This window comes from Rhodococcus sp. IEGM 1406 (assembly GCF_030056745.1).
Classification (GTDB): Bacteria; Actinomycetota; Actinomycetes; order Mycobacteriales; family Mycobacteriaceae; genus Rhodococcus_F; species Rhodococcus_F erythropolis.
Genome location: NZ_JASHKO010000002.1, coordinates 269,032 through 283,456 on the forward strand (window position 1 = coordinate 269,032; position 14,425 = coordinate 283,456).

General features: G+C 63.4%; 14 protein-coding genes. 6 read left to right on the top strand and 8 right to left on the bottom strand.

Going from position 1 to position 14,425, the window contains the following annotated elements; genetic code table 11:
• Positions 1-79: 79 nt before the first annotated feature.
• The 7 genes from QM596_RS10520 to QM596_RS10550 all read right to left on the bottom strand — a co-directional run bounded on the left by QM596_RS10520 (position 80) and on the right by QM596_RS10550 (position 6,727).
• A complete protein-coding gene (locus tag QM596_RS10520) occupies positions 80-502 on the bottom strand; it encodes a metal-sulfur cluster assembly factor (RefSeq protein WP_003944963.1) in 423 nt (140 codons plus the stop codon).
• Positions 499-1,002, bottom strand: a complete 504-nt coding sequence (gene sufU / locus QM596_RS10525; RefSeq protein ID WP_003944894.1) for a Fe-S cluster assembly sulfur transfer protein SufU — start codon at positions 1,000-1,002, stop codon at positions 499-501. Before sufU ends, QM596_RS10520 begins: the two co-directional genes overlap by 4 nt.
• A gap of 3 nt (positions 1,003-1,005) precedes the next feature.
• Positions 1,006-2,271, bottom strand: a complete 1,266-nt coding sequence (locus QM596_RS10530; protein WP_283308913.1) for a cysteine desulfurase — start codon at positions 2,269-2,271, stop codon at positions 1,006-1,008.
• A gap of 5 nt (positions 2,272-2,276) precedes the next feature.
• Positions 2,277-3,083, bottom strand: coding sequence for a Fe-S cluster assembly ATPase SufC (gene sufC, locus QM596_RS10535; protein ID WP_070796982.1), 807 nt, complete (start codon positions 3,081-3,083; stop codon positions 2,277-2,279).
• A gap of 61 nt (positions 3,084-3,144) precedes the next feature.
• Positions 3,145-4,365, bottom strand: a complete 1,221-nt coding sequence (sufD, locus tag QM596_RS10540; RefSeq protein ID WP_020907733.1) for a Fe-S cluster assembly protein SufD — start codon at positions 4,363-4,365, stop codon at positions 3,145-3,147.
• On the bottom strand, positions 4,365-5,825 hold the full coding sequence (gene sufB, locus QM596_RS10545) for a Fe-S cluster assembly protein SufB (protein ID WP_003944799.1): 1,461 nt from the start codon (positions 5,823-5,825) through the stop codon (positions 4,365-4,367). Before sufB ends, sufD begins: the two co-directional genes overlap by 1 nt.
• Positions 5,826-5,980: 155 nt before the next feature.
• Positions 5,981-6,727, bottom strand: a complete 747-nt coding sequence (locus QM596_RS10550) for a helix-turn-helix transcriptional regulator (RefSeq protein ID WP_269455348.1) — start codon at positions 6,725-6,727, stop codon at positions 5,981-5,983.
• A 130-nt stretch (positions 6,728-6,857) separates the two neighbouring features.
• Between QM596_RS10550 and mptB the strand changes: the two genes are divergently transcribed.
• From mptB to QM596_RS10575, 5 genes are all read left to right on the top strand, one after another.
• A complete protein-coding gene (mptB, locus tag QM596_RS10555; protein WP_283308917.1) occupies positions 6,858-8,612 on the top strand; it encodes a polyprenol phosphomannose-dependent alpha 1,6 mannosyltransferase MptB in 1,755 nt (584 codons plus the stop codon).
• Positions 8,609-9,550, top strand: coding sequence for an ABC transporter ATP-binding protein (locus QM596_RS10560; protein WP_007727917.1), 942 nt, complete (start codon positions 8,609-8,611; stop codon positions 9,548-9,550). Before mptB ends, QM596_RS10560 begins: the two co-directional genes overlap by 4 nt.
• Before the next feature lie 14 nt (positions 9,551-9,564).
• Complete coding sequence (locus QM596_RS10565) at positions 9,565-10,401, top strand: ABC transporter permease (RefSeq protein WP_371735117.1); 837 nt, start codon at positions 9,565-9,567, stop codon at positions 10,399-10,401.
• 47 nt (positions 10,402-10,448) lie between these two features.
• Complete coding sequence (locus tag QM596_RS10570; RefSeq protein WP_223257842.1) at positions 10,449-11,843, top strand: hypothetical protein; 1,395 nt, start codon at positions 10,449-10,451, stop codon at positions 11,841-11,843.
• A 98-nt stretch (positions 11,844-11,941) separates the two neighbouring features.
• Positions 11,942-12,916, top strand: a complete 975-nt coding sequence (locus QM596_RS10575; protein WP_019748407.1) for a COX15/CtaA family protein — start codon at positions 11,942-11,944, stop codon at positions 12,914-12,916.
• 63 nt (positions 12,917-12,979) lie between these two features.
• On the opposite strand, the gene QM596_RS10580 is transcribed toward QM596_RS10575, so the two are convergent.
• A complete protein-coding gene (locus QM596_RS10580) occupies positions 12,980-13,342 on the bottom strand; it encodes a hypothetical protein (protein WP_020969598.1) in 363 nt (120 codons plus the stop codon).
• Positions 13,343-13,425: 83 nt separating this feature from the next.
• On the opposite strand from QM596_RS10580, the gene QM596_RS10585 reads away from it, so the two are divergent.
• Entirely contained in the window at positions 13,426-14,391 is a 966-nt protein-coding gene (locus QM596_RS10585; protein ID WP_283308920.1) for a quinone oxidoreductase family protein, read from the top strand.
• Positions 14,392-14,425: the final 34 nt, after the last annotated feature.

A 14,425-nucleotide genomic window follows, 5' to 3' on the forward strand; every position in this document is an offset into this window, starting at 1 on the left:
CCGAAGCGCCGGTACCCGACGAACGGGCACCGACGCTCCGGTGAAATGTATTCAGTTGATCGTGCAGCGAGGCTGCTTGTCAGACCGTGAAGCCGAGTGCGCGCAGTTGCTCGCGTCCGTCTTCGGTGATCTTGTCCGGTCCCCACGGCGGCAACCACACCCAGTTGATCTTCATGTCGGTACACAGATCGCTACGCACAAGTGCGCCGCGCGCCTGGTCCTCGATCACGTCGGTCAACGGGCACGCCGCCGACGTCAAAGTCATGTCGATCGTGACGACACCGTCGTCTTCGAAGAGTCCGTAGACCAAGCCGAGATCGACGACGTTGATTCCCAGTTCGGGGTCGACGACGTCGCGCATCGCTTCTTCGAGTTCGTCGAGTCGCTCAGGCGACGGGACAGTGCCACTGCCCTGTGCGCCACCGAATTCCGCAGTGGAATCGGGATTCGGATTCACCGGAGCGCCGACCTCGGCGTCCTGCACTGGTTGTGTCTCGGTCATGATCCCTGTCCTTCAGTCGTGTCGACCAATTCACTGCTGCTGTCCGCCGTCGTCACAGCACTGCCGTCGACAATCTGGACTACAGCATCCTTGAATGCCATCCATCCGAGCAAGGCGCACTTCACGCGTGCCGGATACTTCGAGACACCGACGAACGCGATGCCGTCGCCGAGAACGTCCTCGTCCCCCTCGACGGTGCCCCGACTGCTCACCATCTCGTTGAACGCCGTCACCGTCTTCAATGCGTCGGTGACCTGCATCCCGATGACGAGGTCGTTCAGCACCGACGTCGACGCCTGGCTGATCGAACAACCCTGACCGTCGTACGAGACGTCGGAGACCGTTCCGTCCTCGGAGATCTGGACGCGCAACGTCACCTCGTCGCCACACGTCGGGTTGACGTGGTGCACCTCGGCGCCGAACGGCTCACGGAGTCCGCGGCCGTGCGGATGTTTGTAGTGATCGAGGATCACTTCCTGATACATCTGCTCCATACGCATGATTCAGTTCAACTCCCCTGCGACACCGAAAAATTCCTGCGCACGCTTGATCGCTGCAACGAGAACATCGATTTCCGCGGTGGTGTTGTAGAGCGCAAACGACGCACGGGCCGTCGCAGCGACACCGAACTTACGATGCAGCGGCCACGCGCAATGGTGTCCGACGCGGATCGCGACGCCCTCGTCGTCGAGGATCTGTCCGAGGTCGTGGGCGTGAATACCGTCCACGACAAAGGAAATCGCTCCGCCGCGGCTCTCGGACGTCTGCGGTCCGATGATGCGCAAACCTTCGATCGCCGACAACTTTTCGAGAGCAGCCTCCACCAACACGTGCTCGTGCGCGGCGACGGCGTCCATCCCGAAGGTGTTCAGGTAATCCACGGCAGCGCCCAGTCCGACCACCTGTGAGGTCATCGGTACGCCGGCTTCGAAACGCTGAGGCGGCGGCGCGTAGGTGCTGACCTCCATGGTGACCGTCTCGATCATCGACCCGCCGGTGATGAACGGAGGCATCGCTGCCAGCAGTTCACGACGGCCGTAGAGAACTCCGACCCCCGAAGGGCCGAGCATCTTGTGACCCGAGAACGCCGCGTAATCCACTCCCAGTTCGTGGAAGTCGACGGCCATGTGAGGCACCGACTGGCACGCGTCGAGCACGACGAGTGCACCGACGGCGCGTGCTCGTCGCACCAATTCCTCGACGGGCGCGATCGCGCCGGTCACGTTGGACTGGTGGGTGAACGAAACGACCTTCACCGCGTCTGTCAGCTCCAGCGAATCGAGATCGATCCGGCCGTCGTCGGTCACGCCGTACCACTTGAGCGTCGCACCGGTTCGGCGCGCAAGTTCCTGCCAGGGAACGAGGTTGGCGTGGTGTTCGAGTTCGGTGATGACGATTTCGTCGCCAGGACCGACATGGCGGTCGAAGCGATCGTCACCGAGAACGTAGGTCACCAGATTGAGAGCCTCGGTGGCGTTCTTGGTGAACACCAACTCGTCCGAATCCGCGCCCACGAAAGAAGCGATGGTGGCGCGAGCATTCTCGTACGCGTCCGTCGCCTCTTCTGCGAGCTGATGAGCACCCCGGTGTACTGCCGCGTTACACGTGGTCAGGAAGTCCCGTTCGGCATCGAGAACCTGGACCGGACGCTGCGAGGTAGCGCCGGAATCCAAGTACACCAAAGGTTTTCCGTCGCGCACGGTTCGCGCCAGGATCGGGAAGTCGGCCCGAACCGCTGTGACGTCGAGCTCGCGCACCGAGGTGGTCATCGTGATTACGCTCCCTGGGTAGCTGCGGTGTCCGCGGTGAAACGAACGTAGCCGTTGGTCTCGAGCTCGTCGGCCAGCTCCGGTCCACCCGACTCGACGATGCGGCCACCGACGAACACGTGAACGAAGTCGGGGTTGATGTAGCGCAGAATGCGCGTGTAGTGCGTGATCAGCAGAACGCCGCCGTTCTCGCGCTCCTTGTAGCGGTTGACGCCTTCGGAGACGGTGCGCAGAGCGTCGACGTCGAGGCCGGAGTCGGTCTCGTCGAGGATCGCGATCTTCGGCTTGAGCATGCCCAACTGCAGGATCTCGTGGCGCTTCTTCTCGCCACCGGAGAAGCCTTCGTTGACCGAGCGCTCGATGAACGAGGGATCGATCTCGAGCTCGCTGAGGGCTTCCTTGACTTCCTTGACCCAGTGGCGCAGCTTGGGAGCCTCGCCTCGCACGGCCGTGGCGGCGGTGCGCAGGAAGTTGGACATGGAAACGCCGGGAACCTCGACGGGGTACTGCATCGCCAGGAAGAGCCCGGCACGTGCACGCTCGTCGACGCTCATTGCGAGGACGTCTTCACCGTTGAGGGTGATGGAGCCGGACGTGACCTGGTACTTGGGGTGACCGGCGATGGCGTACGACAGAGTCGACTTGCCGGAGCCGTTGGGGCCCATGATCGCGTGGGTCTCGCCGGAGCGGACCGTCAGGTCGACGCCCTTGAGGATCTGGATGGGCTCGGCGTTGGCATCGGAGTTGGCGACCTCGACGTGCAGGTCACGAACCTCGAGGACCGAGATGGTGGTGTTGTCACTGGTAGACATGAAATTCCTTCAAGATGAGGCGGGCGAGCGTAGCGACGGGGTGGTGTCGCAGGCGGGGCGGTCAGGAGCCGACGGCTGCGAGTTCGGCTTCGACTGCGGCTTCGAGGCGATCGCGCACCTCGGGAACAGCGATCTTGTTGATGATTTCGTGGAAGAACCCACGTACGACCAGACGACGAGCCTGATCCTCCGGGATACCACGAGCACGCAGGTAGAACAGCTGCTCGTCGTCGAAACGTCCCGTTGCACTTGCGTGGCCGGCTCCGACGATCTCACCGGTCTCGATTTCGAGGTTCGGAACCGAGTCGGCGCGGGCGCCGTCGGTCAGCACCAGGTTGCGGTTGAGCTCGAACGTGTCGGTGCCCTCCGCTGCGGCGCGGATGAGAACGTCGCCGATCCACACGGTGTGCGCGTCGGGCTTGCCGGATCCGGGATCGCCCTGAAGCGCACCCTTGTAGACCACGTTGGACTTGCAGTTGGGCTGCGAATGATCGACCAGCAGACGCTGTTCCAGATGCTGGCCGGCGTCGGCGAAGTACAGGCCGAGCAGTTCGGCGTCGCCGCCCGGTCCGTCGTACTTGACGGTGGCGGACAGGCGAACCAGGTCGCCGCCCAGGCTGATCGAGGTGTATCGAAGCACTGCGTCGCGGTTCAGGCGAGCGTGGTGTGACGTCACGTGAACTGCGTCGTCCGCCCAGTCCTGGATGGCCACCACGGTCAGCTGCGAACTGTCACCGAGAACGAATTCGATGTTCTCCGCGAAGGTTCCGCTGCCGCGCTGGTCGATCACGAACGTCGCCTTGGCGAACTGTGCCAGGTGAATCTGGGTGTGTCCGTAGGCGACGTTGTCGACTCCGGGGCCGGTCATGGTGACCACGACTGGCTTCTCGACCTCGACCTCGGCGCCCACCGAGATGACCGTTGCAGTCTCGAAGCTCGAATACGCCTGCGCTGCAATGCGATCAGCGGGAACGCCGGCTTTGCCCAGACGCGCGTCGTCACGGCCGACGGTCTCGACGGTGATGTCGCTTCCCCCGTCGACCTCGACGGTGACCTGTCCGTTGGCGACGGCGCTGCCGTCATGCAGTCCCCGGAGACGACGCAGCGGGGTGAACCGCCAGATCTCGTCACGTCCGCCGGGAACCTCGAATGCATTGACGTCGAACGAGGAGAACTGCTCGCCCTTGTTCGTGATAGGTGAGCCTGTGGCTGCACCCTTTACAGGAGCGGTCGGGTTCTCCCCGGCAACAGCTCCGATGACTCCGGTCTCTGGCGTGGTCACTAACCCACAGCCCCTTCCATCTGAAGTTCGATAAGGCGGTTGAGCTCGAGCGCGTACTCCATCGGGAGTTCCTTCGCGATGGGCTCGACGAATCCACGCACGATGGTGGCCATCGCCTCGTCCTCGGTCAGTCCGCGGCTCATCAGGTAGAAGAGCTGATCGTCACTGACCTTGGAGACGGTGGCCTCGTGACCCATGGTGACGTCGTCCTCGCGGATGTCGACGTACGGGTAGGTGTCGCTTCGGCTGATCTGGTCGACCAGCAGAGCGTCACACTTGACGGTCGACTTGGAGCCGTGGGCACCCTTGTTGACCTGCACCAGACCGCGGTACGACGCACGTCCGCCACCACGGGCGACAGACTTGCTGATGATGGTCGAGGACGTGTGCGGCGCGAGGTGGAGCATCTTGGCGCCGGTGTCCTGATGCTGGCCCTCGCCGGAGAACGCAACGGAGAGAACCTCACCGCGGGCGTACTCGCCCATCAGCCACACGGCCGGGTACTTCATGGTGACCTTGGAGCCGATGTTGCCGTCGACCCACTCCATGGATCCGCCTGCCTCGACCTTGGTGCGCTTGGTCACCAGGTTGTAGACGTTGTTGGACCAGTTCTGGATGGTCGTGTAGCGGCAGTGGCCGCCCTTCTTCACGATGATCTCGACGACGGCCGAGTGCAGTGAATCGGACTTGTAGATCGGCGCGGTGCAACCCTCGACGTAGTGCACGGAGGCATCTTCGTCGACGATGATCAGGGTGCGCTCGAACTGACCCATGTTCTCGGTGTTGATACGGAAGTACGCCTGCAACGGGATGTCCACGTGGACTCCCGGCGGAACGTAGATGAACGAGCCACCGGACCACACGGCGGTGTTCAGCGCGGAGAACTTGTTGTCGCCGGCCGGGATGACCGATCCGAAGTACTCCTTGAACAGCTCCGGGTGCTGCTTGAGACCGGTGTCCGTGTCGAGGAAGATGACGCCCTGCTCCTCGAGGTCCTCACGGATCGAGTGGTAGACGACCTCGGACTCGTACTGAGCTGCGACGCCGGCAACGAGGCGCTGCTTCTCCGCCTCGGGGATACCGAGCTTGTCGTACGTGTTCTTGATGTCCTCGGGCAGATCTTCCCACGACTCGGCCTGCTTCTCGCTGGACCGGACGAAGTACTTGATGTTGTCGAAGTGAATACCTTCGAGGTCGCTGCCCCAGTTCGGCATCGGCTTCTTGTCGAAGGTGCGCAGCGCCTTGAGGCGGATGTCGAGCATCCACTCGGGCTCGCTCTTCTTGGCGGAGATGTCCCGCACGACAGCCTCGGACAACCCGCGCTGCGCGCTGGCTCCGGCTTCGTCGGAATCGGACCAGCCGTAGCCGTAATGACCGAGGGACGCGATGGTCTCTTCCTGCGTGAGCGGCTCGGTGCCTGCTGCCGCAGTGGTAGTCGCCTGGTCTGATGTGACGGTCATGCGAGCTCCTTCCGGAGTCTTGTTTCTTGACGGCTGCTCGGGTTCAGCGAGGGCTGGTCGCTGTGGTCGAGCAGTTCTGACTTTGAAGAACTAGCTGAAAAATCTCTATTCGAACGCTGCACGGTGGCAACGCTCGGTAGAACACTGTGGTCCGGTCATCTACTCCCGGTGGACACGAGGGGCACGTGCGTCGTGCAGGCGCAGTCACCGTTGGCGATGGTCGCCAGACGCTGGACATGAGTCCCGAGCAATTGCCGGAATGCTTGCTGCTCTGCCTCGCACAGTTCCGGAAACTCTTCTGCCACATGGGAAACCGGGCAATGGTGTTGGCAGATCTGCACGCCGTTGCCGACCGGCCGGGTCGACGCTGCGAACCCCACCGCATTGAAGGCTTCGGCGATTGCGTCCGCTGTCGCCTCGACGTTGTCGACATCTGTCGGATCAGCCGGTTCGACGTCTCCGACGATCGCCTGGACCCGACGCTTGGCGAACTCCTCGATTGCCGCGTCTCCGCCGATTTCACGGAGTTGCCGCATCGCAGCTCCCGCCAGATCGTCGTAGGTGTGGCCGAGGCGGCCGCGACCGGTCGCGGTGATCTGGAACTGCTTGGCGGGACGACCTCGTCCGCGCTGACGCAGCGACGACGCCGAAGCGGTACGGGCTTCGCCCGACTCGATCAACGCATCCAAGTGACGTCGGACACCTGCGGCACTCAAACCGAGGCGTGTGCCGATTTCGGAGGCGGTAATGGGGCCTTCTTCGAGTAGCAGCTTGACCACTGCCGCCCGCGTCTGACCTTCGACGCTCACCGTAACCGGATTTGCGGCAGCACTCGGCGAGGCCGCTACAGTGGGCTGACCTGCAACTTCCTTGCTTCGTGGGTCTGACGCATTTCTTTTCACAACACAAGTGTGACGGAATTCTTTTCGCAGGTCTACTAAGGGCAACCTGCATTACATTCGGGAATATCCGGACAACGTACGTTGTTTGTGCTTGTCTGTCCGGCTGGATGGAGCCGCTACGCTGCCTGGTGTGCCGCAGACCCCCGAGAAGACGACGACCGCGCGATCGGCGCGCGCGATCCTGCTGGAAAAACCCAAGGCACTCGCGCTTTCCACAATCGGCGTTCGACCTTTCGGATCCGCTCCCCGGCAGAGTATGGCCGCGGTGCTGCACGGCGACGAGGACGAGCGCCCCGGCCTGAACGCGAAGGAAACCGCACAACTGCGAGGGATCCGCCGATTCGGTGCGACCGGCGCGGTCTTGATGGCAGTCGGAGCGCTCGGCGCCGGCGCACAACCCGTCCTGCAGAATCCGACCGCAGGACTTCGAGTCCTCAGCCTTCCCGGACGTATGCCGACGGTCTCACTCACCATGACGATGACCGGAACCGTGCTCGTCGTTCTCGCCTGGCTGATGATGGGCCGATTTGCAGTCGGGGACATACGCAGCCGTTCCGGCGCACCGCGGCGCATGACCCGTTCCCAGTTGGACCGCACACTCCTGCTGTGGATCCTGCCGCTCTCGGTCGCACCGCCGATGTTCAGCCGCGACGTCTACTCGTATCTGGCACAAAGCGAAATCGCGGCCCGTGGACTCGATCCGTACGCCATCGGCCCCAAGGCGGCACTGGGCGTCGACCACGTTCTGACCCGCACGGTTCCGACGATCTGGCGCGACACCCCGGCTCCGTACGGACCGTTCTTCCTGTGGCTGGGACGCGGGATCAGCTCACTGACCGGCGACAACATCGTGGCCGGAATCTTCTTGCACCGCTTGCTCGCATTGGCCGGCGTCGCGCTCATCGTGTGGGCGATACCTCGACTGGCCAAGCGATGCGGTGTCTCTGCCGTCAGTTCGCTCTGGCTCGGTGCCGCGAACCCGCTGTTGCTCTTCCACTTGGTGGCCGGCATCCACAACGAAGCGCTCATGCTCGGGTTGATGCTCGCCGGAATCGAGATCGCCCTCCGCGCAGTCGAAGGGTCCGGGCCCATCCGTGGGCGAGCGCTGTTCTATCTCATTGCGGGATCAGGTTTGATCGCGTTGTCGTCGACCGTCAAAATTCCGTCCTTGCTTGCCTTGGGATTTGTCGGCATGGCCTTGGCTCGGCGTTGGGGTGGAACCTGGAAAGCCCTGGCGGGAGCCGCGATTCTCCTGGGCATCGTGGCCGCTGTCGTCACGTTTGTCATCAGCGTCGCCAGTGGGCTCGGTATGGGTTGGATCAACACCCTCGACACCGCCACCGCAGTCCGGAGTTGGATGTCCATCCCGACGCTCCTGGGCGTCGGCACGGGATTGGCCGGTGTACTGCTCGGACTCGGCGATCACACGACGGCGATCCTCACGATCACCCGGCCCATCGCGTACCTGGTTGCCATTCTCATCACCGCACGGATGATGATCTCGGTGTACATGGGCCGCATACACCCGGTCGGTGGACTCGGCATCGCACTCGGAGCGATCGTTCTCCTGTTCCCCGTCGTTCAGCCGTGGTATCTGCTGTGGGCGATCCTTCCGTTGGCCGCGTGGGCCACCGCACCGATTTTCCGCATCCCTGCCGTCGTCTTCACCTCGATCGTCAGCGTCATGTTGATGTCCAACGGCGCCGAATACCTTCCGTTCATGATCGTGCAGGCCGTCATCGCGACCATCCTCACCGCCGGAACGCTCATCGTCTTCACCCGCAATTCACTCCCCTGGCGTAGCGACAAGCCAGTAGCGGAGATCACGAAAGGCGGACCGGTAGACGAAGACAACTCGGCGGGGGCTTACGCTGATTCCCCGTGACCTCGAGAGCCTCCAGATCGTCGACGCCGGCGGTACAGATCCAGGGTGTCGTCAAGTCCTTCGACGGTGTTCGAGCCGTCGACGGTATCGATCTCACTGTCGAGACGGCCCAGGTCGTTGCCCTGCTCGGCCCCAACGGAGCCGGTAAGACAACCACCGTCGAGATGTGCGAAGGGTTTGTCACCCCCGATGCCGGCACGGTTCGAGTGCTCGGTCTCGATCCCATCGCCGACTCCGGTGAAGTCCGCTCGCGAATCGGCGTCATGCTGCAGGGCGGCGGCGCGTACCCCGGGTCCAAGGCCGGAGAAATGCTCGACCTCGTGGCCGCATACTCGGCCGACCCGCTCGATCCCGCCTGGCTCCTTTCCAAACTGGGCCTCACCGATGCGCGCAAGACCCCGTACCGACGTCTCTCCGGAGGCCAGCAGCAACGACTGTCCCTGGCGTGCGCGCTGGTCGGCCGCCCCGAATTGGTATTTCTGGACGAACCCACCGCTGGGCTCGACGCTCAGGCACGCCTGCTCGTGTGGGAACTCATCGACGCTCTGCGACGCGACGGCGTGAGCGTCCTGCTCACCACGCACCTCATGGACGAGGCCGAAGCACTCGCCGACGAACTGGTCATCATCGACCACGGCAAGATCGTCGCGTCGGGAACGCCGGCCGAGGTCACCAGCAAGGGCGCCGAAGGACAACTCCGTCTGACGACGGTTCCCGGTTTGAGCCTCGATTCGCTGGCCGGTTCACTCGCCGGGTTCCGCATCGAGGAATCCAACCCAGGCACCTACGTCGTCGAAGGTGCAATCGATCCGGCAACCGTGGCAACAGTTGCGACGTGGTGTGCCGATCAGGACGTGCTGATCAACGACATTCGCGTCGATCAACGGAGTCTGGAAGACGTCTTCCTCGAATTGACGGGCCGGGAACTGAGGGGATGACGGAGATCAAGGTCATGAACGAAACAGCGTCGAACGGCCAGAGCAGTCCCATCAGCGTTGCCAGAGACCGGCGGCTCGCCGAGAACCGCTTCGAGCCAGGCACCTTCTCGCCGGATCCCCGCCCCAATTCGGCGGCCAAGATGCTGGCGGCGCAGACCAAACTGGAGCTGACACTTCTGCTCCGCAACGGTGAGCAATTGCTGCTCACCATGTTCATCCCGATCACCCTGCTCATCGGACTGTGTCTACTTCCGATCGGCGATTTGGGCGATTCTCGGGTCGATACCGTGCTCCCTGGTGTCATGATGGTTGCCGTGATGTCGACGGCGTTCACCGGACAGGCCATCGCCGTCGGATTCGATCGCCGATACGGCGCGCTCAAACGACTCGGTGCAACGCCTCTACCGCGGTGGGGAATCATCGCAGGCAAGAGTGCTGCCGTCATCATCGTCGTGGCGCTGCAGTCGCTGTTGCTCGGCGCTATCGGTTTGGCGTTGGGGTGGCGTCCGTCGTTCGTCGAACTTGTGCTCGGCGCAGTGGTCATTGCCATCGGTACTGTCACATTTGCAGCGCTTGGCCTGCTGCTCGGCGGTACATTGCGAGCAGAAATCGTTCTCGCGCTCGCCAACGTCCTGTGGTTCATCATGGTGGGCATCGGCAGTGTGGTCTTCGCCAGCGGTGAACTCCCGACCGCTGTTCACACGCTGGTGCGCATTGTTCCGTCCGGCGCTCTCGCACACGCACTCGAAGCGGCCCTCGACACCTCGATGGACTGGTTCTCGATTCTCGTACTTCTCATCTGGGCCGCAGTGGCCGGAGTCTGCGCAGCAAGGTGGTTCAAGTTCACGTGAGTACACGACGGACAGCTCAGATCGTCGGCTGTGTGGCCGCAACAGTGATGTTGTGTGCCGGACCCGCAACGGCGACCCCTTCGGTGTCCGGTCCACTCGCACCTGCAAATCCGCACCTCGGTCCCGTCGGTACTTCCACCATGCACGGTGACGCGGGCTCGTCCGACGTCACGCCGCTGCCTGGTCCAGGGACCGGCCCACACGAGGTGACAGCTTTCCCGATGATGGCCGCCTGCCCGACGGTCCTCCAGGGTTCCGACGGCATGATCGTCTCGCTCTGCACGACGATGATCGGCCAGATCCCGACCATCCATTTGATCGATCCGAAGGCCGACGCCACACCCTTGGGACGGTCGGTCGCGCAACTGCCGCTCGCGAAGGGCAGCCTGCTCGGCGGCGTCTACGCCTACCTCGACAACGAGAACCGTCTCGTAGCCGTCGACGGAAACCGTCAACTGGTCCGCATTTCCCATGCGCAGAATCCGGACGGCAGTTGGCGGCTGGAACTCGCGGATGTCATCGATCTCAGTGGTGCGGTTGCCGCCGACGACAACGTCACCGGCCTCGCTCCGGATTGGGACGGCAATGTCTGGTTCGCCACGGGGCACGGCACCGTCGGGTATGTCGGCACAGATCGAATCGCGCACAGCATTGCGCTCCCCGAGGGTGAGCAGGTGCAGAACAGCATCTCCACCTCCCCGACGGGCACTGCCGTCGCAACGACCCACGCGCTTTACCAACTGAAGCGAAGTGGCGACGAAGTCGTCATCGACTGGCGTCAGCCGTACGACCGAGGGCCGGCCCGCAATCCGGGTCAGCTCAGCTGGGGAACCGGATCGACTCCGACATACTTCGGCCCGTCGACGGGCAGCGATTTCTTGACCATCGTCGACAACGCCCACCCGACGGTGAGCTTGCATGTCTATCGCGCTGACACGGGCGCCGAGGTGTGCACGCAGCCGGTGTTGTCCGCGGCCAGCAAGGACGGCTCACCGAGTGGCAGCGAGAACTCCCCCGTCGGCATCGGTCATTCGGTCTACGTGGCCGGCACTTACGGATACCCGTACCCCACGACTCCTGAAGGTGCCGGTCCAGCGGTCCCCGCCACGGCACCCTTCAACGGCGGAATGACCCGGGTCGACATCGATCCGGTCGGCTGCCATGTCGTGTGGGACAACACGATTCGTAGCTCCGCGGTACCGCACCTCTCGACGGCGGACGGCTCGATCTACACCGTCACGCGGGACGGTAATCCGAGCACCTCTCCGCTCGACGGGTACTCGTTCGCGGTGATCGACTCGAAGGACGGGTCACAGATCGGTTCGACTCCGCTGCCGTCGACGATCCTCAACGACACCCTGCAGATGTCGGCACTCATCACCGAGTCGGGCGAGTACTTCCAGGGAACGATCTCGGGAATCGTGCGCGTTCGCGCGAACTGACGCGAGCTGGCCCCACGGCTGCGCAGTTCGCTTCGCGCCTGCTTCAACGCCTGCCCCCAACGACACTGTGTAGTTGATGGGGAACTACGATCGTTGGCGTGGTGAATCGTGTGTATGCCGGATTTTTACGCTTGGTGGATCGACTACCTCTCCCCTCCCTGAAAACGCAGAAAATCATCGCGTTCATCGTGATCCTGACGCAGGGCGGCATCGCTGTCACCGGCGCGGTGGTGCGCGTGACGGACTCGGGACTCGGTTGCCCGACGTGGCCGCAGTGCTTCCCCGGTAGCTTCGTCCCGGTCGGCCACGGACAGGTCGCGGTGATTCACCAAGCCGTCGAGTTCGGCAACCGCCTACTCACGTTCCTGGTCGTCATCGTCGCTGCCGCAATCGTGCTCGCGGTGACTCGCGCTCGCCGCCGCAAAGAGGTGCTTGTCTACGCCTGGATGATGCCGCTCGGCACTGTCGTTCAGGCAGTGATCGGCGGTATCACCGTCCTCACAGGTCTCCTGTGGTGGACGGTCGCCATTCACTTGGTTGCGTCGATGCTGATGGTCTGGGTTGCCACGGTGATGTACGCGAAGATCGCGGAACCCGACGAGGCAACAACTCTGGTCGTGATGCCGAAGCCGCTGCGCTGGCTTACCGCGCTGTCAGGTGTCGCGCTCGCCGGCGTATTGGTCGCCGGAACTCTCGTGACGGGCGCAGGTCCCCACGCGGGCGACAAGGGCCTGGACCGCACGGTTCCGCGCCTGGAGGTCGAGATCGTGACGCTTGTTCATCTGCACTCACAGCTGCTGGTCGGATATCTCGCGCTGGTCGTGGGTCTGACATTCGGTCTATATGCGGTCGGGACATCTGCGGCCGTGAAGATCCGTCTGAAGGTCCTGCTCGGACTGATCCTCGCCCAAGCGCTCATCGGGGTCGTGCAGTACTTCACCGATGTGCCGGAAGTTCTGGTGATCATGCACGTCGCCGGTGCGGGACTGTGCACGGCTGCGACCGCAGCAGTTTGGGCTGCGGGTAAGACCCGCCAGTACACGCCGACCGATTCGCCGATACCGGCTCTCTGACGCTTCAAGACACGTGTGGGGCGTAGGAACACCAAGAAGTGTTCCTACGCCCCACACGTCATTTCAGGCTTCGTTGCGTGCTTTCGGGAACCGAGTCTGGTTGGCGACCCAACCGGCCATCTTCTTGAAGTGGCCTTCCTGGGGGGTGACGATGCTCGTCAGCTCACGCTCCCACTCGGCAACGGTGACGGTGTCGAAGGACGCAACGACGGCATTGGCCGTGGCGAGGTCCTCGACGACCTGATCACCGAGGATGCCGTCGGCACCCACGAGAGTGATGCGAACGCCGGCCAGGCCGACCGGCTGAATGACGGCGCTGGCGGTGCCGCCGTGCTCGGCGACGAACTTGGTGATGGCGTTCACCGTGGACTTCGGCAGTTCCGGCGCGGACGGGGTGGCGTCCGACTTCTCGGTATCGGTGCTCATGACTCGACAATACTGGTCGGTAGCCCGGAAGCGACACCAGGCATGGGCTGAGCGTCGGCCGTCCCGGGTGTAGAACAGAAACCATGCGAGCCATCTACGTGACCGAGACCGGCGGACCAGAGGTTCTGACTCTGACCGAACAACCCGAACCGACACCCGGCCCAGGCGATCTACTCGTCAGGACCGAAGCGATCGGCATCAATTTCATCGACACGTATTTCCGAATGGGCCAGTACAAGCGCCCGCTCCCCTATATTCCCGGCGACGAAGGCAGCGGCGTCGTCGAAGCTGTCGGTTCCGACGTCACCGAATTCGCCGTTGGTGACCGTGTCGCGTGGGCGGCCGCCACGGGCAGCTACGCCGAGAAGGTGGCTGTTCCCGCCGCAGTCGCCGTGAAAGTGCCTGACGGTGTCCCGGCATCGACCGCAGCGTCGGCGCTCCTGCAGGGGATGACGGCGCACTACCTCGCTAAGTCGACGTATCCGATCCAGAGCGGCGACACCGTGCTCGTGCACGCAGGCGCGGGCGGCGTCGGGTTGATCCTGACGCAGATGGCCGTCAGCCTCGGGGCGAAGGTCATCACGACTGTGTCGTCGGATGCGAAGGAAGAACTCTCACGCGGCGCCGGTGCCTCGGAGGTCCTGCGGTACGACGAGGACATCGCAGCGCGAGTCCGGGAGTTGACCGGCGGCGAAGGAGTAGCGGCGGCATACGACGGCGTCGGCGCGACAACGTTTGATTCGAGCCTGGCTTCCGTCCGTATTCGCGGCACTGTCGCATTGTTCGGTGCGGCTAGTGGCCCGGTTCCGCCCGTCGATCCGCAGCGGCTCAATTCATCGGGTTCGCTGTTCCTGACGCGTCCGACGCTCGCACATCACATTCGCACTCGTGAGGAACTGACCTGGCGTGCCGGCGATGTCTTCGACGCCATTGCGGCCGGGAATCTCGATATTCGCGTCGGCGCCGAGTATCCGCTCGCCGATGCGGCAACAGCGCATCGGGATCTGGAGGGTCGAGCAACGACCGGGTCGATCGTTCTGATTCCCTAGCGAAGTGCTGTGCGCCTTTATTAACCGCCCGCGG